Below are 24,499 nucleotides of genomic sequence, written 5' to 3' on the forward strand. Positions count from 1 at the left end.
GCAGGCGCCTCGATTACTGGCTCAACCGATCAGTCGCGTGGTGCTTTCCACTCGGTGAGGCGGAACGGCGACTGCGGTGACATAGCTGATGCCAACGCGAACACCGGTTACCGACGAGAGAAGGTTCGCGTAATCGTTGATCCGAGACAGCAGCCCGGCCGCGCTGGAAGAGTTGCCGACGCCGGCGATGTAGCCGATATAAAACATGATGGCCGCTCTCCAGGCACTGGCGAAATAAGCATTGGCTGCTTCCTTATCACCGTCCAGTGAGGCCGAAATCCCCTCAACGACCGTATACGCGATTCGCAGTACAGTCACTACCGCGCCCACTGGAGGCACGAACAACGAGACAACATCCAAAGCGATATTGAGCAAAATCTTGGCATCGACCCAGACCGCCTCCCAGGTACTGGTGGTTTGATAATCCACGTCTGCCCTGAAACGCGCGATCATGGCCTCGTACTCGTCTTTGAACTCGTTGCCCACCTTATACGCGCCGTACAACGTGGGGGGCTGTGCGTGTGGCCCCCCGTCTTTGTAATTATCTGTGAGTTTTTTAACAGCCTTTTGATCCTGGAGACTGACCATTCGTAAAACATGACCGCTGAAGGCGGAGTCTTTAAGCCGCGTCGATAACTGTTCGACAGGAAAGAAATCATTCCCGTCATGGGTACCCGGTACGTAGACAACAGACTGCAACCGCCCGTTAAATTTGCGACTGAAGACATATGCGCCGTGAACTTTCCTGTAGTTCAAGGTGAAATGACAAACGCCCTCGACCGGTCCGTCTGCAGTGCCTCCTGGGTACCGATGGGTGCCGCGAATATCGCTATCAAGATCATCGATAAGTGCTTTAAGCCAACTGAAATCTTCATTGGAGATCGTGCGCCTGATTTTCTGGGCAAGCGCCGCAGTGAGCATTTCGTTCTGCTTAAGCTCTCGATAACAAACCTCCTTCAGAGCACGACGTGGCGTCGAGAGGAATTGATTTTTAAGATACTCGTCGTAACGTTCGCCGGGCTTCAGATCAATAAGATCATTGATGACCTGTGCATTCAATGCGGTTACTACACCCCGACCGGAGAACCGGGCAGTTCGAAGGTAATCTCTTAACTCATGTATTGCTATGGAGATCCCTGGAACGACAACACTTACAATTTTTTCAAAGATCGTAACGTCACTGCGCCAAATCTGCCACTGGATGAACAGATCGGTGAGCGGCATTTCTGGAACATTGTGAATCTTGACCATGACATCATTCGGATCAAAGACTGGAACCTTAAGCCCCTTTCGCTCCCAGTACTGGGCGAATGCTTTCATCACCAGCTCACGGGCAAACTCCTTGAAAGGCACGATTTTCAGATCGTCTTTTGTTACGTTCTGAATAGCCTTGAATTCGGTATGCAATCGAACGGATAACCCTTGCTCCTCCGCCGAGGCGTTCCTGAACCACTGTGGTGTATAAGCTTCTATTTGCTTGGATTCCCAGCTGAGGATATTTTTTACCGCGTTTTCCAGCGGGTAGTCTTCAGTAGTAAATGGGAATTCAAAACTCGATTGACCAATCCAACGTGGGGTCCAACTATCACCTGTGACTTCAGCCACCATCCTGTTTACATCAGACAGAACGGCCTGAGACTTCAGATACTCCCAGACTTCATCGTCCTGGACCCATTTTAATAACGTATTCCTTAACGCTTTGAACGTGGCAAATTCGAACCACTCTTGCGAGCCTGGAAAACCCGGCGCATACACCACGATGGGGGAGTCTTGATCAAGCTTGCGCTTAAAATACCTCAGCTCCTTGAACGCGTGATACTTGGCACCAAGCTTGATCCCCCCGGACATGATAGACAGGTCATCATAGTTATAGCGATTAACCATATCGTTGGCATCATGGCTCACTTGTTTTTGCAGAACCGCGCTAAATAGCGACAGAGCCGTCCTGCGACCTTGAACTTGTCGAAGCGCTTGCGAGACTTCAGGTTTCGAGTAGACGGCTTGCCTCTGGTCGTTATATCGCACGCGCACGTTCAACGCTTTGATCGACTTAGGCAGTTCAGAGGCGGTCCACTTAGGATTGTAAGGCTGATTTTCCACAGCAATTTCAAATTGACCTTGTTGATCATGCACGCCGTACATGAACGCCTGGGTGAGCGTTTTGCGCTCCCTGGTCTCAATCTTTTGACCATTCGTTACATTCAACACATGGCGGACATTGACGAAGACGTTATCGGGGTCAATCCGAACGTCCTTACCCGGAGAAATAAAATCCTCCACTTCTTTTTTTGCAAAGTCCTTGAGCGAGGCGAAGCCCTTTGTTACTTCATGGTATTGCACTTCGCTTTCCAGCAGGCGCTTTTCCAATGCCTCATAAATCTCCTGATTCGTTGAACCGGCATTCTGCAGCCAGATCGGCCACCTGTTTTTTTGCGCCAGCCGAACAAGCGCCGCTTGGCGAGACTTCGCCTGGCCAAGCATATCCGGCAAGGCCTGTGCAGACGTCACCGACGCGACAACCGCATCATAATTCGAGTCAGAATCAGTGAACTGAGCCAGCAGTTTAACAACTTCACTGCAGGATTTTTCAATGGCGTTATCGCTGATGCGTGCAAACAGATCGCCTTCAACTTTCAAATAACGGAATTCGGGCACGACTGGAAAATTTTCTCGTTCCTTGATTGCGAGCGACTGTAGGAAAACCTCACGACTGTCACCGGACGACAGGCGTTGCTCAAGCGTCCGATGCATTTCAGCAGAGGAGGAGAATCTTTCGACGCCATGAGTCGGGGAGTACAGTACGATTGCGGTATCCGCCCGTGGAATAAGTTCATCCCGGATAGCTTCTGCCAGTGGGATGGCGAACATTGAATGCTGCACATTATAAGCGTCTCCCCGGCTGCCGATAAATACGCCATACCAAGTACCGCGCGAGCCCGGCTGAAGCATATAACGGATACGTTGAAGTTCATCCCGACTGATACCGCCCTCATCAGAAAAAACTTCAAGCTCATCCAGAAAGAGATAGGCTTGAAGTTCGCTCATGGTCAGTTTTCTCGGAACTGCAAAACGCCCCTTACTTTCGCCCTTTCCCGCCCAATACTCTTGCAGTACCGCAACATAGTAGTCTGGCAAATTTAGAAACAGACGTTCCAGTAACTTCTCAACAGATGCCAGAGGGACCGCAGGCAACAAATCTCGAGAATTGGTTGTAATCGGGTCACTATAAATCGCGTAATACTGCGCATCATACTTCGGCGCCCTGCCACGCTGCAGACAGTCAGTTAACACTTGAAGCAGACTTCCTACCGGCTCCATTTGCTTCGGCTTGACCTTGCCACGAACATTGATATTGATTATGCGCGCATCGGCCTGCTGAAAAAATTCGCCAACTGCACGCTGCAAACAGGCACGTAAAACAACATCGAATGCAGGCATGTCGTTCAACGGCCCCTTTAATGCGACCAGCGCCTCTCCCACTTTACCGAATCCAGCATTGTCAAGACTACGAACTTCCATTTAAACATACCTTCTCAGTTTGACACTTACAAACATCCGAATGACATCTGCTTCGCTAATTCAAACTAAGCCAGGGACTTCCCGAAAAGATACTCGGAATACTTTTCCAATCTTGTACATTACCCAGACCGAATCACAGAACAAACAACCTGAATCAATTATTTTACATACCGATATCACCATAAATTTAAAACCAATGAGCACCTTAGCCCTGACCATTACATCCAATTTTCTCGAAATAATTCACACGTGAGCGTCCAAATCATTCAGAACTTTATGTTTCAGCCTCGCACGAAGCAGTCGCCTTAGACGATTGGCTGTTGCGAAAAAATTCAACAAGCTCTTGAAACCCAAGCATTAGCGGCTCAAACAGACACTGATTTCGAACCACTGCTGAAGACTGCATATAACAACAATGCTAGAACACCATACCCAACGACTTGGCACTCGCGACCGCTTGAGTTCGCCGTGCGACACCTAACTTCCCATGTATGCGTCTGGCGTGGGTTTTTACCGTATGTAGAGAAATAAACAGCTGGTCTGCAATCTGTTGATTGGAATATCCCTTGGCGATCAGGCCTAAAACTTCCAGTTCACGGAGGCTGAGCAGACCACTACCAATCAGGGTATTGGCACCGGTCGATTTCAGTGGCTCGTTATCCAGCACTTTCATCAGCCCGGGCTGGCGCAGTTGCAGTTCGCGCGACGCCTGATGCAAACAGTGATGACGGGTCAGTTCCAGCCCCTGCTGTAAGTGACGCCGCGCCATAGGCTGATCGCCTTGCACAAAGGCAACCTCGGCCAACGCCAATTGAAGGTCGGCTTCCAGCGAAAACATTTTGCGTTGATGCGCCGCCTCCAGCAAACGCTGGAGGCGGCCGAGCGGATTGTGCGCTGTGCGCAGACCCACTTGCGCAAGGATCAGCAAGTATTCAATCCGTGGAATCAATTCAAGTGTTGCGGGGGGCGCCTGCAAGGCGTTCGATCCTTGATAGTGACGTAGCAGGCGTGTCGTTGCCTCGCATGCCAGTTCGGGACGTCCTTGCTGTAACCAGAACAGGCTGCTGATTTGTAACAGCACACCCCGATAAACCGTTTCCGGAATCTGCCGCTGCTGCATCAAACGCTCCGCGTCACGCAGCCATGCGAACGCCTTTTGATAATCCGCCCCGTTGGCAGCGAGTTGCGCCATTCCCAGATAGCCATACAAAACCCGCTTGTCTTGATTGCGTTTGCAATCGTCCAGCCCGGACTGAAAAAACTCCGCCGCCGAGACATCCAGCCCCTGACTCAGCGCAAGACGCCCGCGACGCAAGGCAATCCGTCCCAGCAAGGGACTCAGGCGGTTCGGCTGGCTGGCGAGCAAATCATGCACGCCCGCCAGCAGGCTTTCAGCACGAGGCGCCGCGCCGCGCTGCTCGAGTAATTGTCCGTGATCGAGTTCAAGCAGTGCTTCGAAAACCAGCGAGCCTTGAGCCCGCGCCAGACACAACGCCCGGCGATTCAACGCATGAGCCAGATCCAGCTCCCCGCGCAACAGGGCCTGTTGGGTCAACCCTGACAAACACATCACCCGAGCGATCCAATTCTCGAGATCGAGGACCTCCAGCGCTTGCGCAAAGTGTTCATGAGCGGCCTCCATCCGCCCTTCCAGGTGCATTAACCAGCCTTGCAACGTTTGCCAACGCGAAATCAACTGGCGCTCAAGCGCTGGCGAAGGCTGCGGCATGAACCGCCCCAGATGCCCGATGCATTTCGCTGCGTGCTCGAAACGACCGGCAAAGAGCAACGCTGCGGTAATCAGCCCGACCAGTTGAGGGGTGCTCAGGGTCAACTCCCCCGCGTGTTGCTCGTGCAGTCGCACCAACAACACCACTGTTTGCTCTTCAAACAATTGCTCGAAACTGAAGTGCTGCAGCAGGCTGACGGCAGCTTCGTATTCTTCAGCCAGTAACGCCTGCTCAAATGCCGAGCGCCAATCCCGTGCGGAACTGAACCACTGACAGGCACGTCGATGCCATGTACGGCGCGACGGCCAATGTTCCTCGCGCACGACGCGAGACAGCGGCGGGAAAATCTGCAACCAGTCCGCGGAGTCATTCCAGGGCTCAATAAAGCAGCCAAGCATTTGCAATGTGCGCAGGTGTAAAGCCCCCTCCCCGGCGCCGAAAAGGTGCTCGCACAGTTGCACATTGAAGCGCGGCATTTGTGCGAGCACGCGCCAGACTTCGGTCAGGTCCGGCGTGAGGCCAGTGAAGAGTTCATGTTGCAGGTAGTCGAGCAGTGTATCGATGCGTTGCTGCGGTTCTGTTGTCTGTGACCAATCGCATTTGCGCAACAGCGCCATACGCACCCCGGCGCACCAGCCAGCGGTTCGCTGGGAGATTCGCGCGGCCAGGTCGCCGGCCTGCCCGGCGGGGAGGTGCTTCAACGCATGGGCGATTTCTGTTTGGGTGAACGCCAGGGTCGAGCTTTCGCACTCGTACAATTCATCATCGAGCAGTAGACGAGGCCAGTTGCATGGCGGGCGTCGACGCGTGCCGATCCACCAGATCAAGGCCGGGCTGCTGACCGTCAGCAAGCGATCAAGCAATGCATCCAGCGCGCAATCGGGCAACCGGCAGTAGTCATCGATAAACAGCCAGGTAGGCCTCGACCAGCGACTCAGCGCCGCGACCAGAGCGGACTCCGTTGTATCGGCCAGCCCCAACGCCTGCGCCAGGCGCAGACAAAATTCGCTGACACCCGATGCTGCCCCCGCCAGCGGCAACCAGCAGACTTCGCAGTGTTGCGGCGCCTCCAGCAGGCACTCGGCAAGCAGCGCACTCTTGCCACTGCCCGCAGGTGCGCAGATCAGCCTGACCCGCGCCATCGACTCAAGCAACGGCTCGCTCAATCGCGCGCGGGGTTGATGATGGGAGGACAGTCTGGGCAAGAATCCGGGGCGATCCAGACACGGCGTCATGGCGGTCATCGGGCGAGCCTTTTTATAGTTGTGGGCTCACCCTAGCCCTCTCCCGGCAGCTTGTTGACGAGTATTCAGCACGCTGATTGGCGGCCATAAAAAAGGCGACCATGCGGTCGCCTTTTGTACGGCTGATGTATCTGATCCGTTACCGCACACCCTCTGCGCGCAGGGCCGATGGTGTGTAGTCGGCAGCCTTGGCTTCGAAGCCGAACTCGAAACTGTGCTTCTCTTCGTTCTTCATCCCCAAGGCAATGTAGCGGCCGGCGATGATGTCGTAGAGCGCTTCGAGGGTGTAGGCCTGCGCCTGGTGATCGTAGTAGTACTGCGCGTGACCTTCGGCGACGCGCCACAGTTGCCCGCGACCGTCGTAATGGTCCGCCAGTGCGACCTGCCAGCTGTCTTCGTCGATGTACATGTGGCGCTTGGCGTAGATGTGCCGCTCGCTCGGTTTGACCGTGCCGATCACCTCCCAGACCCGGTGCAGTTCATAGCGGGTCAGGTCCTGGTTGATGTGGCCAGCCTTGACGATGTCGTCGTACTTGAGTTTCGGCGAATCAAGTTTGTAGCTGTTGTACGGAATGTACATTTCCTTTTTGCCGACCAGTTTCCAGTCGTAGCGATCCGGGGCTCCGGAGAACATGTCGAAGTTGTCCGAGGTGCGCAGGCCATCCGCCGCCGTGCCCGGCCCGTCATACGCCACTTGCGGGGCACGCCGAACCCGTCGCTGACCGGCGTTGTAGATCCACGCCAGACGCGGTTCCTTTACTTGATCGAGGGTCTCGTGCACCAGCAGCACGTTACCGGCCAGACGCGCCGGCGCGGTGACCGATTGCTTGAAGAAGGTCAGCACGTTGGCGGCTTTTTCCGGATCGAGGTCCTTCATCAATTGCGGCACGGCGATTTCTTCTTCGAAGCGAATCGGCGTGTAGCTGCCATTGGTCTGCGGCGTTACCTGGGTGATGATGCGGCGCAGATTACCGCCGTGGTAACGAGTGATGTGGTTCCACAATACCTCCACGCCGTTCTTCGGAATCGGGAAAGCGTAATAGCGATTGCCGGTGAAATTGGCCAGGCCGTTGCCGTCATTGATACTGGTGACATTGAGTGCGCTGCGCTTGGCCGACTCGTAGATTTCCGGCGGCACGGCGACGGTGCGGTGGGTCGGATAGACCGGGATCTTGTAGGTTTGCGGGTAGCGTTTGAACATCGCTACCTGGCCGTCGGAAAGTTTGCCTTTGTATTGGTCGACGTTGGCAGCGGTGATGGTGAACAACGGTTTTTCATTGGCGAACGGGTCAGCCAGGAAGCCTTTGCTGTCCACCGCTCCGGCGTTTTTCGGGATGCCACCGGTCCAGGCCGGAATCGAGCCGTCAGCGTTGCCGGCCTTCTCGGCGCCGAGCGGGGTCAGGCTGGTGCCGAGTTTGTTTGCCTCATCCGGCGACACCGCCGCCATCACGTTGGCCGCCAGCAGACTCAGGGCCAGCACACCGCATTGCAGAATCATTTTGCGCATTGCTTTCATCCTTCTCGGGCAGATCAGAAGTTCACGCCGAAGCTCAGGGCGACGAAGTCACGGTCTTCGAGGACGTTGTAGTCGCCGCCGAAAAAGTCGGTGTAACTGAGGCTCGCGGTATAGGTGTTGCGATAGTCGGCATCGACGCCGACGCTGATGGCTTTCGCGCCTTCGTTGAAAAGGCCGTTGGGACCGTAGCCGGCGACGTCGTGCGACCACGACAGGTTGGGTTTGAGGTTGATCCCGCCGATCACGTTGGCGTAATCAAGGATCGCCCGGGCACGGTAGCCCCACGAGGTCGAGGTGACAAAACCGTCAGTGTCGCCACCGAAACCGTACTGGCCGTACACCGAGTCACGGCCATAACGCAGCTTGCTGCGCGACTCCAGACCACCGACCCGTACCACCGCGGCTTCGCCAACCAACGTCAGTCGTTGGGCGCCCCACACCTGATCGAAGAAGTGCGTGAGGGTGCTCTGGATTTGCGTGACCTCTTTGCGTCGATAACCTTTGTTGTCGGAACCCGGAGTTGTCGCGATCGGCGACGCCGTACCGCCGGCAATCGGGTTGAGCAGCGCCAGCGTCAGGTCGTTGGTGTTGACCTGCACCGGAGCATTGGGGCGGTAGCTGATCTCGCCGGTCCATGCAGTGCCGGTGGGCAGGGTGGTGGAGAAGCTCGCGCCGTACAGGCGAATGTCTTCGGGGTATTCCAGGTAATACCCACCGCGTCCGAGCATCACACTTTGTGCCAGGCCCGAACCGCTGCCGGGTGCCAAGCCGTTGGCAATGCCGACCATGCCCGGCAATGCCGCCAGCGTCGAAAGCCCTGCCGTGGTGGTGCCGACTGTCGGCGTGCGGCTGTGATAGTTCATAAAGTAGAGGCCGTATTCGGTATCGTCGCCGAGCCAGCGCAACGCCGTGCCCCACTGCCCGGAATCCCGCGCATCGCGGTCGCCGCCACGGGGGATGACCACGCCTTCGCGGGTCACTTGAATGCCTTGGCCAAACGCGGTGGTCAATGGCACCAGCGGTGCAATCGCCGGGTTGCCGACGGTGTAACCGTTGTTGCAACCGTCCGCTGCAACGTCGACGCCGAAGAAGGTGCCGCAGTTATCCAGAACGGTCTGGTCCCACTCCAACTGATAGAAGCCTTCAACAGTGAATTGATCGGTGAGGCCTTGCGAGCCGAACAACATGTTCACCGGAATCAGGCCTTCCTTGATCTCCGCGCCGGGTCGACGAAACGCCGAAACGTCAATCGGGTTGATGCTGTTGATCGAGTTGCCGATGAAGGTACTTTCGCCCCAACTCACCACCTGTTTGCCCGCGCGTACGGTGCCCGGCAAATCGGCGATGGAGTAGTTGTGATAGACGAAGGCATCGAGTATCTGCGCGCCGGAGGACTTCGCACCTTCCTTGCGGCCCTTGTCGCTGATCGGTTTGAACTCGCGGTCTTCGTCCTTGAGTTCGAAGTCGTACCAATACTTGCCACGGACAAACACGCCGGTATCGCCGTACTTCAACTCGAGGTCGTGGATGCCTTTGACGATTTTCGAGAAGGTTTCGCCCTTCTTGAAGTTCAGGCGTCCGTCATCACCGGTCGAGGATTGCCCGGTACCACCGTTGACCGTGCCGACCAGCGACTTGTCGGCATCGCGCATCCCCCAACTCGCGCCGACCGACAGCGACGAATCGAACGTGCCCTCGATTTCGCCAATGTTGAACGCAACCGCTTGCGCCTGAGCGCAGCAACCCAGAGCCACGGCGGCTGCCAGCGCCTGCGGTGTGAAGATGGCGCGCATTGTTTTTGTTGTCATGCGTCTTCCCCGGTGAGTGACAGAAGGCCCCACCCTACTGCCGCACGACGGGGTCGATAAGCGCACCAAGGAGGTATTCGCATTGTCGCCCGAAGGGATGAATGCCCTTGCGGCCCGGGGCTTTGCGCCGGCCATGGATCGGCTGGATGGAGGATCATCAATCAAGCGCATGAGGCCGTTGATGCAGGATGACTGTTGCATGCCCCGTAACAGTGCATGTCTGGAATCGGTATTTTTCCTACAGGCTTGAAACCGTATTCTGAGCGGGCTTTCACGGGACACGCCGTAAAGCATGATGCACAGGCCTTCGAGCAACTCAGGCCATTGCTGAAAGATTTCAGATGAATCGAATATTTCGGTTTATCACCCTGGTGTTCACTGACGTTGATTTGTAGCTCCTTGATCCAACGTCTTACCTTGGCCGCTGCGTTTGCAGCGGCCTTTTTTATGGGCGCCGTTTTACCCGTCTCACTTGTAATCGTCGGGAAGATGCTCCTATCTGTAGGAAATCTCTTTTTGATCTTCCAATCCCAAGCGATCAAATCGCGCTCACGATTATTCATACAACTAAGCAGCTCATTACTCACGAACGATGCAGATATGTCCGTTCGAAAGCTGATGTAGGTTAATCGCTCCGTAAAAATCGAATCCTTTGCAGCGAGTAAAACAATGCTGGAACCAAATCTTGTTGAAGGAGCGGCAACAACAATCGAAAGAAAAGGGGCTGCTGCCGACCTCGTCATGATTCAACGCCTTCATGCCATTTTGGAAGGCAAGCTTGAGACGACTGATACCGATCGCCGGTTCTACGCGCATGCACTTCGAATGATGGAGCGATTCAGAGCGTTGGGAATCGCTGACGACTACATTCCCAAGAGTAATCCGTCCCTTTGGAATAACATCCATTCGGCCACACTTGAAGAATTCAAACTGAGCAACGACGAGGCATTGCGCTATACAGCCGACGCAATTGACGCTGCGAAAAAGCAGGAACTGAAAGCATTTGAATGCGTCAGCGGATCGAAGAGCTCGATTGCAGAACTGGAACAAGCTGTCAGGCAAGAAAGTCTCAAAGACTTGCTATCAGTTTTGGCTATCGGTTTGGCATTTCCCTCCATCGATACATTGTTCGGGCGTTATCGATTTGAAGTCATCGCGCGCGGAGAACTGTGTAAAACGTACGAGGAGTTATTTCATGAAGGCGTATTGGCTGAGGGCAACGTGGCTGTCGCCATTCCGGGACCAAACTGGAGATTTCCGGAGTTCATGATCGATAGAAGGTACAAGGAGTAGCAGAAGAAGCCTCGCCGCATTCAGAACGCAGCGAGGCTCAAACGTCACCTAAAGCGAATACTTCTGCAAATTCGCCATCATCTCCTTCAACGCCTCAATGTTGTCCTTCGGGTGCGCTGCCCCTTCAAAGTCGCAGATCTGCTGCCAATGCGCCGCAACATCTTCCGGCGAGAAACCCGCCCGTGGATCAAACCCGGCACCGAGGCTGCGTTCCCAACGCACCTTGCCCATCCAGCCGCCGCCGACTTCAAACAACCCGGAAGTCTCCTGGCATTGTTCGCTTGCCAGATACACCACCAACGGGCTGACCAGTTCCGGCTTCAGTTGCTCGAACACTTGCGGCGGGATCAGACCTTCGGTCATGCGCGTGCCGCCAGTCGGTGCAATGGCGTTGACCAGGATGTTGTTCTTGCGTCCTTCGATGGCCAGGGTGCGGGTCAAACCGTAGAGGCCAAGTTTGGCCATGCCGTAGTTGGACTGACCGAAGTTGCCGTAGATGCCCGAGGTCGAGGCGGTGAAGATCACCCGGCCGTAGTTTTGTTCGCGCAGGTGCGGCCAGGCGGCGCGGGTGACTTTGTAGGCGCCTTCGACGTGGACGCGGTAAACCAGATCCCAGTCGGCGTCGTCCATTTTGTGGAAGGTCTTGTCACGCAGGATCCCGGCGTTGTTGACCACGACGTCGACACGGCCGAAGACGTCGAGGGCGTTCTGTACCAGTTTGTCGCCGTCGGTGACCGAGTCGTGGTTGGCTTCGGCGATACCGCCAGCCTCGCGGATTTCTGCCACTACGCGGTCGGCAGCAGAGGCGTTGGCGCCTTCGCCCTGGGTCGAGCCACCGAGGTCGTTGACCAGCACTCTGGCGCCCTGTCTGGCGAACAGCAGTGCGTGAGCCCGGCCGAGGCCACCACCGGCGCCGGTGACGATCACGACTTTATCTTCGAAACGCACAGACTCATTCATCGCAGCAACTCCAGCAGGCCAAAGGGACAGTGATCCCGAGTGTCAGGCACGCAGCTTTTGCTCACAACGAACACGGCTGGGGGTGAATGGTGCGCGATAAGGTGGGGGGATAGTGAAGGCCATATGAGTTTTTGTGGCGAGGGAGCTTGCTCCCGTTCGGCTGCGCTGCAGTCGTAAAACGTTACTCGCGGTTTTCCTGTAAGAACCTGATCATAGAATCAAGGGCCGCTTCGCGCCCCAGCGGGAGCAAGCTCCCTCGCCAAAAAAGTTCACCCGGCCAAATGTCGGAGCGGGGGAACATTTGATCGTCAGGAACACGCCACCCGGCGTGGCGTCAGAGCGAAGCGATCACGAAACGCCAGGTAATGCTTGAGCACCTGCCCCGGCGCCTCGGTCTGCGGATAGTGGCCGATGCCCGGCAACAACACGGTGTCCGCATCGGGAATCAACTCGCGATAACGTTCAACCATGTGCGCCCCGGAGATCGGATCGACTTCGCCATCGATCACCCGCAACGGCACTTCTCCGCGCTGCATGGCGGCCACCCAGCGATCACGCTGCACGAGTCGTTCGGGAATGTAGCTGATCAATTTGTGCATGATCCGGGGCCCGCGATTGCTGTCGATCAGGCTCCAGAAATCATCCAGTTCACTTTCACTCGGACGGGTCTGTGGGCCGAAGATCTGGCGGAAGCTTTTGACCAGCGCATCACGAGTAAACGCACGGCCGATCATCCAGCCCAACGGGCTCAGCAACAGTTTTTGCATCAGCACCGGACGATGGGTTTCCGGGAACAGCCCGCCGTTGAGAAACACGCAACTGGCGACTTCGATCTGACCGTCGTAATGCCGGGCGAGCAATTCCTGCGCAACGCTGTCGCCATAGTCGTGGGCAAGAATGTGCACCGGTGGCTCGACCTGCAAATGGGCGAGCAACGCCTGTTGCAGATCCGCCTGTTCGAGAAGGCTGTAAGTGTGATTCAGCGGTTTGGCCGAATCACCGAAACCGAGCATGTCACAGGCGATCACCCGATAACGCTGGGCCAGTGGTTGCCACAAGTAATGCCAATCCCAACTGGCGGTCGGAAAGCCATGAATCAGCAGCAGTGGCTCACCCTGCCCCGCCGTCCAGTAACGGATCGGCTGGCCACGAAAGACAAACGTCTGGCTGCGTTTACGCCAGACACACAGAGGAATCTCGGCAAGAGGCATTAGAGTTTATATCCCGGGTCTTGTTTATCGAGTTTGCGCAGCAACGCCGGCCAGGCCAGCGCGCCCCCCATGCCTTGAGCACTTTTGGTGACGCCGGCGATCATCGCCTTGGCGCCTGCCAGAATTTGCGGTTCGATGGCGATGAGTTCAGCGCCGCCGGTCTGCGCCATGACTTGAATGTCACAGGCACGCTGGAAGGTGAACATCATCAAAAAGGTATCGGCGATGGTGCCGCCACAGGTCAGCAAACCGTGGTTGTGCAACATGAGGAAATTGCTCTCGCCGAGGTCGGCCTGCAACCGCGCTTTCTCTTCGTGATTCAGCGCCACGCCTTCATAAGCGTGATAAGCCAGGCTCGACAGCACGAACAGCGATTGCTGGCTGATCGGCAACACGCCTTGTTTCTGCGCCGAAACGGCAACACCGGAGGCCGTGTGCGTGTGCAGTACACACACCACGTCATGTCGTACTTCATGCACGGCGCTGTGGATGGTGTAACCGGCGGGGTTGATCTCGTAAGGGCTGTCCATGAGTTTGTTGCCGGCCTGATCGACTTTTACCAGGCTCGACGCGGTGATCTCATGGAACATCAGGCCGAATGGATTGATCAGGAAATCTTCGGTGCCCGGCACCTTGGCGGAAATGTGCGTGAAGATCAGATCGTCCCAGCCATGCAGCGCGACCAGACGATAACAAGCGGCGAGATCGACGCGGGTCTGCCACTCGGCGGCGCTGACCTGCTCTTTGACATTAAGGGACGACTGGACGGGGGCTACGCTCACTGTATGCACCTCTGCGTTCTTATTGTTTTGCTCGTGTCAGCAGTCTAGTCAGGCCAGGCCGATCACGTAGTTGCATTGCCAGCCAGCTTGATGACTGAGCGGGTCAGCCATGCAAACACCTTGGATCCATGTCAAAGCAACGACGCCAACAAAGGTGCGGCGAACAGATTGAGCAAGCCGGTCAACACCATCACCAGCCCCGCCACGGAGCCTTCCTCGCCGCCCACTTCATGGGCCCGGCTAACCCCGGCGCCGTGCGCGCCGACCCCGAACAGGGCTCCACGCGCCAAGGCACTGCGCAACGGCAACCACTTCAAGAGCACGCCGCCGAGCATCGCGCCGAGCACCCCGGTGAACATCACAAACACCGCCGTCAATTCCGGTACGCCCCCCAGATCCTGCGCCAGCGGCATGGCGAACGGTGTGGTGATCGAGCGCGGCACCAGGGACATCGTCACCGAGCTGTCGAGTGCCAGTGCCTTGGCCAGGCCGAACGAAGTGGCAATCGATGCCGCACTGCCGGCGACCATCCCCAGCAGCAACGCCGACCAGTGCCGCACCAACAGGCGCCGCTGCTGCCAGATCGGCACGGCGAACGCGACAGTGACCGGGCCCAGCACCAGCATCAGCCAATGGGTGTTGCTGGAGTATTCGGCGTAGGCGGTGTGCAGCGGCACGGCGAGCGCCAGCAGCAGTGCCGGCACCAGAATCAGCGGCGACAGCAGGTAACGCCCGGTGCGGCGATAAATCCAGCGGCTGAACAGGTAGGCCAGCAGTGTGAAGGCGAGCCAGAACATCGGCATCAGTTCAAGCTTCATGGGAACGCCTCATACGCACGGCCAATTCCACGGTGAACGCGGTCACCAGCATCACCATCAGTGTGCTGGCGGCGATCACCAGCAGAATCCGCCAGCCGTCATTGCGCAACAACGCGCCATAGTCGAGCAGGCTCATCAGCGCCGGGATGAAAAACAGCAGCATCTCGGCCATCAGCAATCCTGCGCCCAATTGCAGCGCCGCCGGTTTGACCCAGCCAAAGGCAAACGCCAGCAGCAACAGCGCCATGCCGATCACTCCGCCGGGAATCGGCAGGGCCAGCCAGACGGCGAGTTGGCAGCCGAGCAGGTAGAGACCGAGCAACACGGCCAGTTCGGCGAATAGACGGGAAAGGTATTTGAGGTTCGCGGCTTTCATGAGTTTGGCTCCTTACAGGCGCCTATTTTACGAATCGACCTACCATCCCAGAAGCGAATTGTTAGACTCACAGCCATTCCAAAATGGAATCAAGTCATGGAATTCAAACAGCTGCGCAGTTTTGTCGAAGTCATGCATCAGGGCGGCTTTACCCAAGCGGCGAAAACCTTGCACATCAGCCAGTCGGCGGTAAGCAAACAAGTCGCACAACTGGAGCAGAGCCTCGGCACACCATTGCTCGAACGGCTTGGTTCACAGTTGCGACTGACCGCCGCCGGCAGTGTGGTGCTGCAAAGGGCCGAAGGTATGTTGCGATTACGCAACGAGTTGCTCAGTGAGCTGGACGATCTTAGTCATTTGGCCCGTGGCGAATTGCGCCTCGGCCTGCCCCTGTTGGGCAGCGATGCGCTGTTTGCCGGGCTATTTGCCGAGTATCGACGGCGCTATCCGAACATCAGCATTCAGTTGCTGGAGGGCGGCAGCCGCAACATCGAGCAAGCGGTGCTGAGTGGCGAACTCGAGCTTGGGGGCAGCTTGTTGCCGAAGGATCCGCAGTTCGACTGCCAGCCGTTTTGTGATGAGAAACTCGACGCCTTGCTGCCGGTGGATCACCCATTGGCAGATCGTGGGGAGATTGGGCTGGAGGAATTGGCCGACACGCCGTTCCTTTTGTATCAGCGCAGTTTCGTGCTCAATGACCGCTTGCTGCAGGCCTGTCAGCAGATGGGTTTTACACCGAAGGAAGGCGGGCGTAGCGGTCAGGCGGACTTTCTCGCGGCACTGGTGGCGGCCGGGCAAGGCGTGGTGTTGTTACCCAGCGTGGTGGCGCGCGGTCTGGTGCGGCCAGGCGTGGTACGCCTGACCTTGCGAGCGCCGGATTACCTGCGCTGGGACATTGCGTTTATCTGGCGTCGGGGCGCCTATCTGTCGAAAGCGGCGCAGGCCTGGCTGGCACTGTTGCGCGAGTGCGGCATCAGCCCTTGAGTACGCTGACAAGTTCGGCCAGCCAAGGTTCTGCGTCGGTATCCGGCGTCACGCTTTCGCTGGCGTCGATGCGCAGCATTTCCTGAACCTCACGCAGGCCAAGTTCGGCGAACAGCTCACGCATTTGCTCACCGCCGCCGCAAAAGGTATCGCCGTAGCTCGCGTCGCCCAAGGCAATCACCGCGCCCGGCAAACCACGCCAGGCTGCCGGCAACTGATCACGAATGGCCGAGTACAGCGGTTGCAGGTTGTCCGGCAACTCGCCCATGCCGGTGGTCGAGGTCACTGCCAGAAAGGCTTCCGGGCCGAAAGACTGGATGTCGGCCAGATTGGCGCGCGAGTTGTAGAACGTTTCAAAGCCAGCGTCTTTCAGCAGGTTCTGGGCATGGCGGGCGACATCTTCGGCTGCGCCGTAGACCGAACCGGAGAGGATGGCGACTTTCATCAATCTGATCCTGAAACTGAAAAAAAGAGCGGCGATAGTAACAGCCCCGGGCGGTGAAGTTGCGATTGCCTCGCAATCAGCGCTGATGGCCTATAGACAGCCTTTACCGTTCTTTTAGAATGCCTGCCACTGACAACGCTGAAAGGATTCAAGGATGATCAACGCCAGTCTGCTGCAAATGGTGATCAACGCGTCGAATGACGGGATCGTGGTTGCCGAGAAGGAAGGTGAACAGGACAACATCCTCATTTACGTCAACCCGGCTTTCGAACGTCTGACCGGTTACACCAGTGAGGAAATTCTTTATCAGGACTGCCGTTTTCTGCAGTCTGGAGACCGCGATCAGGAAAATCTGACGCTGATTCGCGACACGCTGCGCGATGGCGGCTCATGTCGGGAAATCCTGCGCAACTATCGCAAGGACGGCACTCCGTTCTGGAATGAGCTGTCGCTGTCGACGGTGAAAAACGCCGATGACGGGCAGACGTATTTCGTCGGTGTGCAAAAGGATGTGACGGTTCAGGTCAAGGCTCAGCAAAGGGTTGCGCAGCTGGAAGCGCAAGTCGCCGCCCTGCAAACCGAGCTCGCGGCGTTGAAAGCGACGAACGGCGAAAACAAAACAGCGAACTAATTGTCATTAACTACAATCACCAATGACTTTGTAACTACTTCTTACGAGCCAACCATGCAACGCGACGCCCTCCTGACCCAGGATGAGCTGGATTTTATCCAGACCATGCAGCACAACCCGCAATTGAACGTGCGGGATGCGACGTCGAGTCTGCTGGTTAATGGTGGTTCGCAGATCCGTGACTTGCTCACGCGCCTGGCCGCTCACGAGCAAGTCACCATTCAGGCCAACTTCGAAAATCAGCAAATGACCTTTCCGCTGCACCTGGTGGAAGACGAGTTTCATGCGCTGCATTTGCGCCTCGGCGTACCGAGCATTTACGAAGATGGCCCGATGGTGCGCCCGTGGCGACTGACACTCGAAGAACCCGTGGCACTGGAAAACGCCAAGGGCCAACCGGGCACAATGTGGGTGCACGAGGTTTCGCATAAAGGCGTACTGCTGGAAATGCGCAACAAGACCAAGCCGCCCAAACATTTCGCGCTGTGGTTCAGCCCTTCCGGTTATGAGCGAATTTCGCTACGCGGGAATTTCGAGCGGGAAACCGAAAGCGGTTTCTACGCTTACGAACTCAGCCAGACCGATGCGGATGAAACCGAACGCTTGCGCCAGTTCATCCTGCAACAACACCGCTTGACGCACCCTGCCCTGCACACCTGATTTTCAGGTGTCGAGCTTGCCCGCCAGCATCTGTTTCAGACGCTGACGCATCGTTGCACCTTCGTTGCCAATGCATCCGATCGACGTTCCCGCCAAGCTCTCCTGCGCAAGGTCGGAGGCATCCCCCGCCAGCAACAACTGACAATCGAGACTCAAGGCCAACCGGTTCAAGCGCCGCGGCAATTCCGGAGCGGGGGCGTGATTGGAAAACAGCACCAAAGCGTGCGGCTTGATCTTTTCGCACACCAGGGTCAGTTCATCGAACGGTTGTCCACTGGTCAACACCCGCACACCCGAATCACTGCTACTGAGAAACAGCGCCGCGACCAGCAGCTCCAGTTCCCGGCACTGGCCAGCCAGGGCGCTGACGATGATCTTGCGCGGTTGCGCGCCACGCAGTGCGATGATTCTCTGCAACGCCCGCGTGCGCAGATAACCGTCGAGAAACAGCCATTCACTGGTTTGCCCGAAAGCGTCCTGACGCTGCAGCAGTTGCCGCCACAGCGGCATCAGAATGTCCTCAAACACCACGGGCAACGCGTACGAGGAAAAGATCTGACCGTAGACCCGGTCCAGTTCGGCATCGTCGAAAGCGCTCACCGCCCGCTGCACCTGAAGCTGCCATTGCTGGTAATCGGCCTGCACCAGATCATCGGGAATGAAGTGCGCCAATACTTTCAATGGCTCGGTCTTCGCCAGGATCTTGCCGACTTTGCTGACCGCCACACCCCGATCGATCCACTCGACGATATTGCGAACGCGCTCGATTTCGGTCATTGAATACAACCGATGCCCACTTTCGGTGCGTGTTGGCTGAATCAAACCATAACGTCGCTCCCACGCACGTAGCGTGACCGGGTTGACGCCAGTCAGCCGTGAGACTTCACGTATGGGAAAAAAATCTTCGCGCTCGAGCGCAACAGATGCCTGCGAAGCAGGGCTTATGTCCGTCATGACAGGCATTGTGCGATCTACGTCCTTGTGGATTTTGGATCCCATTCTACTCTCGATGCCCTATTTAGGTTCAAGCGATCATATGCGACGAAAGTCACTGGTTTAATCATCAAAATCGGGAATAATCCTTGCTTGCTAAAAAACGCAGGCCTCCACCCCGGCCTGCGTCAGGCGAAGCTCCTACCCGGAGTGACGCAATCGAAATACGGAGATACACAATGTCTACTTCCCCCGTCACGCTGATGGTTGCGCGTCGCGTCGCCGATGGCCGCTATCAGGATCTGATCGCCTGGCTACGTGAAGGCGAACAACTGGCTACCGACTTTCCCGGATATCTCGGCTCCGGTGTACTCGCGCCACCGCCCGGCGATAACGAGTTTCAAATCATTTTCCGTTTTGTCGATGAGCAGACCTTGCATGCGTGGGAGCACTCGGCCTCGCGTACCGCCTGGCTGGATCGCGGTTCCGATCTGTTTGCCCATCCGAAGGAGCACCGCGTCAGTGGCATTGAAGGCTGGTTCGGCGCCAACGTCATCGGTCAGCGTCCGCCGCGCTGGAAACAGGCTGTGGCGATCTGGCTGGCGTTCTTCCCGGTGTCGCTGCTGTTCAACTTTGTCCTTGGCCCGCTGCTGGCTGAAATGAGTCTGTTGCCGCGCGTGTTGATCAGCACGGCGTGCCTGACGCCGCTGATGGTTTATTTCTTTATTCCACTGTCGACGCGATTGCTGGCTAACTGGCTGAACAGCACGCCGGTGCGGCCGCTGCCTGCGGAACCGGTCTCTCAAAACAGATAAGTCCCCTGTGGGAGCGAGCAAATCGAATCGTCGCACCGCCGCTCCCACCCAAGACAAAAGCATTAAGCCCATCCTGCGTGCTAGCCGAGTCGCTGTTATAGTTTTTGCTCCCACCGCGACGCGAGCCGTTCATGAGCCCAACTTCCGCCCCGATCCTCATCACCGGTGCCGGCCAGCGTGTCGGTCTGCACTGCGCGCAGCGTTTGCTCGAAGACGGCCACCGCGTCATTTTCACTTACCGCAGCGAACGTCCCGGCGTACAAACGCTGCGGGGGCTGGGCGCCATTGGGCTGTTCGCGGACTTCTCCAGCGAAGCCGGGATTCTCGCCTTCATCACCGAACTGCAAACCCACACCGACAGCCTGCGGGCAATCGTGCACAACGCCTCCGAATGGCTGGCGGAAACCCCGGACAGCGAAGCCGAAGCGTTCAGCCGGATGTTCAACCTCCACATGCTCGCGCCCTATCTGATCAACCTGCATTGCGCCGACTTGCTCAGGCAATCGACGCCCGCAGACATCATCCATATCAGCGACGATGTCACCCGCAAAGGCAGCAGCAAGCACATCGGCTATTGCGCCAGCAAAGCGGGGCTCGACAGCCTGACCCTGTCTTTTGCCGCCCGCTATGCCCCGGCGATCAAGGTCAACGGCATCGCGCCCGCCCTGTTATTGTTCAACCCCGACGACGACGCGGCGTACCGTGCCAAGGCGCTGGCCAAATCCGCGCTGGGCATCGAGCCCGGCAGCGAAGTGATCTACCAGAGCCTGCGCTATCTGCTCGACAACCCGTATGTCACCGGTACGACCCTGACCGTCAACGGCGGAAGGCACGTCAAATAAGCCTGCCTATGAGGATGTTCCATGACCCGCTCCCTGCCCGAGAATTACCGCGAAATCCTCATCGGCCTCGGTGAAAACCCCGACCGCGAAGGTTTGCTCGACACGCCGACGCGTGCGGCCAAGGCCATGCAGTACCTGTGTCACGGTTACGAACAGAGCGTCGATGAAATCGTCAATGGCGCGCTGTTTGCCTCGGACAGCGACGAGATGATCATCGTCGCCGACATCGAGTTGTACTCGTTGTGCGAACATCACCTGCTGCCCTTCATCGGCAAGGCCCATGTGGCTTATATTCCGACGGGCAAGGTGCTGGGGCTGTCGAAGATCGCGCGACTGGTGGACATGTTCGCCCGGCGCCTGCAGATTCAGGAAAACCTCACCCGGCAGATTGCCGATGCGGTGCAACAGGTCACCGATGCCGCCGGCGTCGCGGTGGTCATCGAGGCCCGGCACATGTGCATGATGATGCGCGGTGTCGAGAAACAGAATTCGACCATGAACACCTCGGTCATGCTTGGCGCCTTTCGCGAGTCGAGCAACACCCGCCAGGAGTTCCTGCAATTGATTGGACGGAGCAAGTAAATGTCACAACTTCAACCGGGAATGGCGCGCATCCGGGTCAAGGATCTGCGCTTGCGCACCTTTATCGGGATCAACGAGGACGAGATCCTCAACAAGCAGGATGTGTTGATCAACCTGACCATTCTGTATGCCGCGCAGGAAGCGGTGCGTGACAACGACATCGACCACGCGCTGAATTACCGCACCATCACCAAAGCGATCATCGCTCACGTTGAGGGCAACCGTTTCGCGCTGCTCGAACGGCTGACTCAGGAATTGCTCGATCTGGTGATGAGCAACGGCTCGGTGCTGTACGCCGAGGTCGAAGTCGACAAGCCGCATGCGCTGCGGTTTGCCGAATCGGTGTCAATAACGCTTGCAGCGAGCCGCTAGCTTCAAGCTTCAAGCGGCAAGCTGTAAACTTCCTATCACCGCCACCCATCTTGCAGCTTGAAGCTCGTCGCTTGAAGCTGTCTCGCAGAGACTCCCATGACCGAGCAACAACGCCTCGAACTCGAAGCCGCCGCCTTCCGCCGGCTGGTCGCCCACCTGGACAGCCGCAAGGACGTGCAGAACATCGACCTGATGAACCTCGCCGGGTTCTGCCGCAACTGCCTGTCGAAGTGGTACAAGGCCGAAGCCGACGAGCGCAAGATCGAGGTCAGCCTCGACGACGCTCGCGAAGTGGTTTACGGCATGCCGTACGCCGAGTGGAAAGCCCAATATCAGCAAGAAGCCAGCGCCGATCAGCAAGCGGCGTTTGCCAAAGGAAAAACCCATGAGTGACCTGAACACCCTGCGCGCCAGCCTGAAGAGCGGCGAGCATGCCTTCGCCGACACGCTCGCGTTCATCGCCGCCGGTTACGACTATCAGCCTCAGGCATTCAATAACGGCGGCGTGGAAAACGCGGCCGGGCAGAACGAAGGTTCGTGCAAGACCCTGGGTCTGGCGTTGCTGGAAGGCCTGAGCGATGAAGAAGCGCTGCTGGCATTTGGCGAACATTACCGTTCGGTAGTGGCGACGCCTGAGGGCAGCGATCACGGCAACATTCGTGCGTTGATCAAGCACGGTCTGGCCGGTGTGAAATTCACCGGACAACCGCTGACCCGCCGCTAATTTCAGCTGCAAACCCAATTCCTGTGGGAGCGAGCCTGCTCGCGAATACGGACTGACATTCGACATTGATGTCGACTGAAACACCGCATTCGCGAGCAGGCTCGCTCCCACATTGGAACTGTGTTGAACCTGAAACTCGGGCACAAAAAAACCGGCCAATCGGCCGGTTTTTTTATGTCTGCGATTTAGAACGAAGCGTTCTGCAGACCGTCCAGGTACCGCTCGGTATCCAGTGCCGCCATGCAGCCGGCGCCGGCCGAGGTGATGGCCTGGCGGTAAACGTGGTCAGCCACGTCGCCGGCGGCGAAAATGCCTTCGACGCTGGTCGCGGTGGCGTTGCCGTCACGGCCGCCCTGCACCACCAGATAACCGTCTTTCAGGGTCAGCTGGCCTTCGAACAGCGAAGTGTTCGGGGTGTGGCCGATGGCGATGAACACGCCGTCGACGGTGATTTCGTCGAAGCTGCCGTCGTTGTTCTTCAGGCGCGCACCGGTCACGCCCATGTTGTCGCCGAGGACTTCGTCGAGGTTGGCGTTCAACTTGAGGATGATCTTGCCTTCGGCGACGCGAGCGTTGAGCTTGTCGATCAGGATCTTCTCGGCGCGGAAGGTTTCGCGACGGTGGATCAGGGTCACAGTGCTGGCGATGTTGGCCAGATACAGCGCCTCTTCAACAGCGGTGTTGCCGCCGCCGACCACTGCCACAGGCTTGTTGCGGTAGAAGAAACCGTCGCAGGTCGCGCAAGCGGAAACGCCTTTGCCCATGAACGATTCTTCCGACGGCAGCCCCAGGTAACGCGCGCTGGCGCCGGTGGCGATGATCAGGGCGTCGCAGGTGTAGGTCGCGCTGTCGCCGGTCAGGGTGTACGGCTTGGCGGCGAAGTCCACGGCATTGATGTGATCGAAAACGATCTCGGTTTCAAAGCGCTCAGCGTGCTCGCGCATCCGCTCCATCAGCGCAGGACCGGTCAGGCCATGGACGTCACCCGGCCAGTTGTCGACTTCGGTGGTGGTGGTCAGTTGACCGCCAGCCTGCATGCCGGTGATCAGCAGCGGCTTGAGGTTGGCACGCGCGGCATACACCGCAGCGCTGTAACCGGCAGGGCCGGAACCCAGAATAATCACTCGCGAATGACGGACTTCAGACATGACCTGCTCCTGTTGACCGGGCCGAATAAACTGGCGCGGAACGCCGGACTGCCGGCGGGAATAAAAAAGGACTGTGGATAACCTTGGGGAAGGCGTGAGCTCGACAGTCCTGTAAAAAGTTGGGTGCAGCGTATCGAGGGGGGCAAGATTAAGGAAATACGGTTTAACAATCCAGCTCATAGGTCGTCTCTATGCCGACGTACTGACGAGCTGGACGTCCGACGATCTGGATCACTCATCCACACCGGCGCCTGTTTTCTGCCGACTGCTACGTTTAACGTTGGCAGCTCTCGGCACAAATCGGTTGCTGGAGATAACTCGAACACCACAAAAAAACACTTCTCTTAAAGGGAAAAACTTGCAGATTTTAGTACCTGAATTTCCCTGTAATTTTAATAGCCACTATATAGCCATGATGCGCAAGAAGTTGCGCAGCTGCTCATAATAAAACACCCCATGAAACCGCTACAGACCTTACAGCCAAAGGGCTGTAGCCAAGTGCGCAAGAAGTTGCGCAGTACTGCGCAACTTCTTGCGCACTTTTCGCGGGTTCTGCCTGTCCAACTAACCTGCACGGATGAGGTAATTCACTTAAATCCTTGATCCGAAATGACTATCGAATCACTGGCACGAAAGTTGATATCTCAGAACTTACACGGACAGGCAATAGTGCTTGTTTAACGTGTCACTTCGAGCAAGGAGAGCATTCCCATGGCAACACCAGCGTACATGTCGGTCACTGGCGAAAAACAAGGTCTGATCACTGCCGGCGCTTTTACCGCCGACTCGGTTGGCAACACTTTTCAAGAGGGCCACGAAGACCAGGTCATGGTTCAGGCTTTCAGCCACGACGTGATCATCCCGCGTGACCCGCAATCCGGTCAGCCAACCGGTCAGCGCGTACACAAGCCAGTTGTGATCACCAAGGTCTACGACAAGGCTTCGCCTCTGCTGCAAGCTGCTCTGACTTCGGGCGAGCGCATGAGCGAAATCGTTATCCAGTGGTTCCGTACTTCGGCTCAAGGTACCCAAGAGCACTACTACACCACCAAACTGGAAGACGCGATCATCGTCGGCAGCAAGTTCAAACTGCACTACTGCCAGGA

24 protein-coding genes are annotated in these 24,499 nt (G+C 57.1%); 11 read left to right on the forward strand and 13 right to left on the reverse strand.

What is annotated here, in order from left to right:
* Positions 1–21: 21 nt before the first annotated feature.
* The 5 genes from ACIONG_RS16945 to ACIONG_RS16965 form a co-directional block, all read right to left on the reverse strand.
* Positions 22–3,519, reverse strand: a complete 3,498-nt coding sequence (locus tag ACIONG_RS16945) for a dermonecrotic toxin domain-containing protein (RefSeq protein WP_401301225.1) — start codon at positions 3,517–3,519, stop codon at positions 22–24.
* Between the two features lie 418 nt (positions 3,520–3,937).
* Positions 3,938–6,493, reverse strand: coding sequence for a LuxR C-terminal-related transcriptional regulator (locus ACIONG_RS16950; protein WP_401301227.1), 2,556 nt, complete (start codon positions 6,491–6,493; stop codon positions 3,938–3,940).
* A 139-nt stretch (positions 6,494–6,632) separates the two neighbouring features.
* Complete coding sequence (locus ACIONG_RS16955) at positions 6,633–8,000, reverse strand: DUF1329 domain-containing protein (RefSeq protein WP_401301230.1); 1,368 nt, start codon at positions 7,998–8,000, stop codon at positions 6,633–6,635.
* Positions 8,001–8,023: 23 nt separating this feature from the next.
* Positions 8,024–9,817: a DUF1302 domain-containing protein gene (locus tag ACIONG_RS16960; RefSeq protein ID WP_401301233.1), complete on the reverse strand. Its 1,794-nt coding sequence runs from the start codon at positions 9,815–9,817 to the stop codon at positions 8,024–8,026.
* A gap of 161 nt (positions 9,818–9,978) precedes the next feature.
* Positions 9,979–10,380: a hypothetical protein gene (locus tag ACIONG_RS16965; protein WP_401301236.1), complete on the reverse strand. Its 402-nt coding sequence runs from the start codon at positions 10,378–10,380 to the stop codon at positions 9,979–9,981.
* Positions 10,381–10,486: 106 nt separating this feature from the next.
* Between ACIONG_RS16965 and ACIONG_RS16970 the strand changes: the two genes are divergently transcribed.
* Positions 10,487–11,110, forward strand: a complete 624-nt coding sequence (locus ACIONG_RS16970) for a hypothetical protein (protein ID WP_401301239.1) — start codon at positions 10,487–10,489, stop codon at positions 11,108–11,110.
* Positions 11,111–11,158: 48 nt separating this feature from the next.
* Here ACIONG_RS16970 and ACIONG_RS16975 read toward each other — a convergent pair whose 3' ends face one another.
* The 5 genes from ACIONG_RS16975 to ACIONG_RS16995 form a co-directional block, all read right to left on the reverse strand.
* Positions 11,159–12,070 carry an SDR family oxidoreductase gene (locus ACIONG_RS16975; RefSeq protein WP_401301242.1) on the reverse strand — a complete coding sequence of 304 codons (912 nt, stop codon included), beginning with the start codon at positions 12,068–12,070 and terminating at the stop codon, positions 11,159–11,161.
* A gap of 308 nt (positions 12,071–12,378) precedes the next feature.
* On the reverse strand, positions 12,379–13,281 hold the full coding sequence (locus ACIONG_RS16980) for an alpha/beta fold hydrolase (protein WP_401301245.1): 903 nt from the start codon (positions 13,279–13,281) through the stop codon (positions 12,379–12,381).
* Positions 13,281–14,063, reverse strand: a complete 783-nt coding sequence (locus ACIONG_RS16985; RefSeq protein WP_315446874.1) for a class II aldolase/adducin family protein — start codon at positions 14,061–14,063, stop codon at positions 13,281–13,283. The genes ACIONG_RS16980 and ACIONG_RS16985 overlap by 1 nt, the downstream gene beginning before the upstream one ends.
* A gap of 131 nt (positions 14,064–14,194) precedes the next feature.
* On the reverse strand, positions 14,195–14,881 hold the full coding sequence (locus ACIONG_RS16990; protein ID WP_401301248.1) for an LrgB family protein: 687 nt from the start codon (positions 14,879–14,881) through the stop codon (positions 14,195–14,197).
* Positions 14,871–15,257: a CidA/LrgA family protein gene (locus ACIONG_RS16995; RefSeq protein WP_401301251.1), complete on the reverse strand. Its 387-nt coding sequence runs from the start codon at positions 15,255–15,257 to the stop codon at positions 14,871–14,873. The genes ACIONG_RS16990 and ACIONG_RS16995 overlap by 11 nt, the downstream gene beginning before the upstream one ends.
* Before the next feature lie 96 nt (positions 15,258–15,353).
* Between ACIONG_RS16995 and ACIONG_RS17000 the strand changes: the two genes are divergently transcribed.
* Complete coding sequence (locus tag ACIONG_RS17000; protein ID WP_401301254.1) at positions 15,354–16,241, forward strand: LysR family transcriptional regulator; 888 nt, start codon at positions 15,354–15,356, stop codon at positions 16,239–16,241.
* Here the strand turns inward: ACIONG_RS17000 and ACIONG_RS17005 are convergent.
* Complete coding sequence (locus ACIONG_RS17005; RefSeq protein ID WP_103305141.1) at positions 16,231–16,686, reverse strand: flavodoxin; 456 nt, start codon at positions 16,684–16,686, stop codon at positions 16,231–16,233. The two genes, ACIONG_RS17000 and ACIONG_RS17005, sit on opposite strands and share 11 nt — an antisense overlap.
* Positions 16,687–16,840: 154 nt before the next feature.
* Between ACIONG_RS17005 and ACIONG_RS17010 the strand changes: the two genes are divergently transcribed.
* Together ACIONG_RS17010 and ACIONG_RS17015 are read left to right on the forward strand one after the other, a co-directional pair.
* Entirely contained in the window at positions 16,841–17,317 is a 477-nt protein-coding gene (locus ACIONG_RS17010) for a PAS domain-containing protein (protein WP_213027585.1), read from the forward strand.
* A 54-nt stretch (positions 17,318–17,371) separates the two neighbouring features.
* On the forward strand, positions 17,372–17,977 hold the full coding sequence (locus tag ACIONG_RS17015; protein ID WP_103305139.1) for a hypothetical protein: 606 nt from the start codon (positions 17,372–17,374) through the stop codon (positions 17,975–17,977).
* A 3-nt stretch (positions 17,978–17,980) separates the two neighbouring features.
* Here the strand turns inward: ACIONG_RS17015 and ACIONG_RS17020 are convergent, their stop codons facing one another.
* Positions 17,981–18,940: a MerR family transcriptional regulator gene (locus ACIONG_RS17020; RefSeq protein ID WP_401301257.1), complete on the reverse strand. Its 960-nt coding sequence runs from the start codon at positions 18,938–18,940 to the stop codon at positions 17,981–17,983.
* Between the two features lie 209 nt (positions 18,941–19,149).
* Between ACIONG_RS17020 and ACIONG_RS17025 the strand changes: the two genes are divergently transcribed.
* From ACIONG_RS17025 to ACIONG_RS17050, 6 genes are all read left to right on the forward strand, one after another.
* Complete coding sequence (locus ACIONG_RS17025; protein WP_401301260.1) at positions 19,150–19,725, forward strand: antibiotic biosynthesis monooxygenase; 576 nt, start codon at positions 19,150–19,152, stop codon at positions 19,723–19,725.
* Between the two features lie 131 nt (positions 19,726–19,856).
* Positions 19,857–20,567 carry a dihydromonapterin reductase gene (folM, locus tag ACIONG_RS17030; protein WP_103305136.1) on the forward strand — a complete coding sequence of 237 codons (711 nt, stop codon included), beginning with the start codon at positions 19,857–19,859 and terminating at the stop codon, positions 20,565–20,567.
* Between the two features lie 21 nt (positions 20,568–20,588).
* Positions 20,589–21,149, forward strand: coding sequence for a GTP cyclohydrolase I FolE (folE, locus tag ACIONG_RS17035; RefSeq protein ID WP_103305135.1), 561 nt, complete (start codon positions 20,589–20,591; stop codon positions 21,147–21,149).
* Complete coding sequence (gene folX, locus ACIONG_RS17040; protein ID WP_103305134.1) at positions 21,150–21,521, forward strand: dihydroneopterin triphosphate 2'-epimerase; 372 nt, start codon at positions 21,150–21,152, stop codon at positions 21,519–21,521.
* A gap of 96 nt (positions 21,522–21,617) precedes the next feature.
* Positions 21,618–21,914, forward strand: coding sequence for a DUF1244 domain-containing protein (locus ACIONG_RS17045; protein ID WP_401301264.1), 297 nt, complete (start codon positions 21,618–21,620; stop codon positions 21,912–21,914).
* On the forward strand, positions 21,907–22,245 hold the full coding sequence (locus ACIONG_RS17050) for a HopJ type III effector protein (RefSeq protein WP_401301267.1): 339 nt from the start codon (positions 21,907–21,909) through the stop codon (positions 22,243–22,245). The genes ACIONG_RS17045 and ACIONG_RS17050 overlap by 8 nt, the downstream gene beginning before the upstream one ends.
* A 185-nt stretch (positions 22,246–22,430) precedes the next feature.
* On the opposite strand, the gene trxB is transcribed toward ACIONG_RS17050, so the two are convergent.
* Positions 22,431–23,393, reverse strand: a complete 963-nt coding sequence (gene trxB, locus ACIONG_RS17055) for a thioredoxin-disulfide reductase (RefSeq protein WP_401301270.1) — start codon at positions 23,391–23,393, stop codon at positions 22,431–22,433.
* Between the two features lie 711 nt (positions 23,394–24,104).
* On the opposite strand from trxB, the gene ACIONG_RS17060 reads away from it, so the two are divergent.
* The coding region (locus ACIONG_RS17060) for an Hcp family type VI secretion system effector (protein ID WP_401301273.1) at positions 24,105–24,499 on the forward strand (395 nt) is incomplete at its 3' end.

Source organism: Pseudomonas sp. NPDC087817 (assembly GCF_044742875.1).
Lineage (GTDB): Bacteria > Pseudomonadota > Gammaproteobacteria > Pseudomonadales > Pseudomonadaceae > Aquipseudomonas.

Excerpts from the sequence above, each read along its gene's own strand:
- folX (WP_103305134.1), top strand. The coding sequence starts at position 21,150 with ATGTCACAACTTCAACCGGGAATGGCGCGCATCCGGGTCAAGGATCTG.
- ACIONG_RS16970 (WP_401301239.1), top strand. The coding sequence starts at position 10,487 with ATGCTGGAACCAAATCTTGTTGAAGGAGCGGCAACAACAATCGAAAGA.
- ACIONG_RS17020 (WP_401301257.1), bottom strand. The coding sequence starts at position 18,940 with ATGCCTGTCATGACGGACATAAGCCCTGCTTCGCAGGCATCTGTTGCG.
- folE (WP_103305135.1), top strand. The coding sequence starts at position 20,589 with ATGACCCGCTCCCTGCCCGAGAATTACCGCGAAATCCTCATCGGCCTC.
- ACIONG_RS16950 (WP_401301227.1), bottom strand. The coding sequence starts at position 6,493 with ATGACCGCCATGACGCCGTGTCTGGATCGCCCCGGATTCTTGCCCAGA.
- ACIONG_RS16960 (WP_401301233.1), bottom strand. The coding sequence starts at position 9,817 with ATGACAACAAAAACAATGCGCGCCATCTTCACACCGCAGGCGCTGGCA.
- ACIONG_RS17045 (WP_401301264.1), top strand. The coding sequence starts at position 21,618 with ATGACCGAGCAACAACGCCTCGAACTCGAAGCCGCCGCCTTCCGCCGG.
- ACIONG_RS17010 (WP_213027585.1), top strand. The coding sequence starts at position 16,841 with ATGATCAACGCCAGTCTGCTGCAAATGGTGATCAACGCGTCGAATGAC.
- folM (WP_103305136.1), top strand. The coding sequence starts at position 19,857 with ATGAGCCCAACTTCCGCCCCGATCCTCATCACCGGTGCCGGCCAGCGT.
- ACIONG_RS17000 (WP_401301254.1), top strand. The coding sequence starts at position 15,354 with ATGGAATTCAAACAGCTGCGCAGTTTTGTCGAAGTCATGCATCAGGGC.
- ACIONG_RS16975 (WP_401301242.1), bottom strand. The coding sequence starts at position 12,070 with ATGAATGAGTCTGTGCGTTTCGAAGATAAAGTCGTGATCGTCACCGGC.
- ACIONG_RS16955 (WP_401301230.1), bottom strand. The coding sequence starts at position 8,000 with ATGCGCAAAATGATTCTGCAATGCGGTGTGCTGGCCCTGAGTCTGCTG.
- ACIONG_RS17005 (WP_103305141.1), bottom strand. The coding sequence starts at position 16,686 with ATGAAAGTCGCCATCCTCTCCGGTTCGGTCTACGGCGCAGCCGAAGAT.
- ACIONG_RS17050 (WP_401301267.1), top strand. The coding sequence starts at position 21,907 with ATGAGTGACCTGAACACCCTGCGCGCCAGCCTGAAGAGCGGCGAGCAT.
- ACIONG_RS16995 (WP_401301251.1), bottom strand. The coding sequence starts at position 15,257 with ATGAAAGCCGCGAACCTCAAATACCTTTCCCGTCTATTCGCCGAACTG.
- ACIONG_RS16990 (WP_401301248.1), bottom strand. The coding sequence starts at position 14,881 with ATGAAGCTTGAACTGATGCCGATGTTCTGGCTCGCCTTCACACTGCTG.
- trxB (WP_401301270.1), bottom strand. The coding sequence starts at position 23,393 with ATGTCTGAAGTCCGTCATTCGCGAGTGATTATTCTGGGTTCCGGCCCT.
- ACIONG_RS17025 (WP_401301260.1), top strand. The coding sequence starts at position 19,150 with ATGTCTACTTCCCCCGTCACGCTGATGGTTGCGCGTCGCGTCGCCGAT.
- ACIONG_RS16965 (WP_401301236.1), bottom strand. The coding sequence starts at position 10,380 with ATGAATAATCGTGAGCGCGATTTGATCGCTTGGGATTGGAAGATCAAA.
- ACIONG_RS16980 (WP_401301245.1), bottom strand. The coding sequence starts at position 13,281 with ATGCCTCTTGCCGAGATTCCTCTGTGTGTCTGGCGTAAACGCAGCCAG.
- ACIONG_RS16945 (WP_401301225.1), bottom strand. The coding sequence starts at position 3,519 with ATGGAAGTTCGTAGTCTTGACAATGCTGGATTCGGTAAAGTGGGAGAG.
- ACIONG_RS17015 (WP_103305139.1), top strand. The coding sequence starts at position 17,372 with ATGCAACGCGACGCCCTCCTGACCCAGGATGAGCTGGATTTTATCCAG.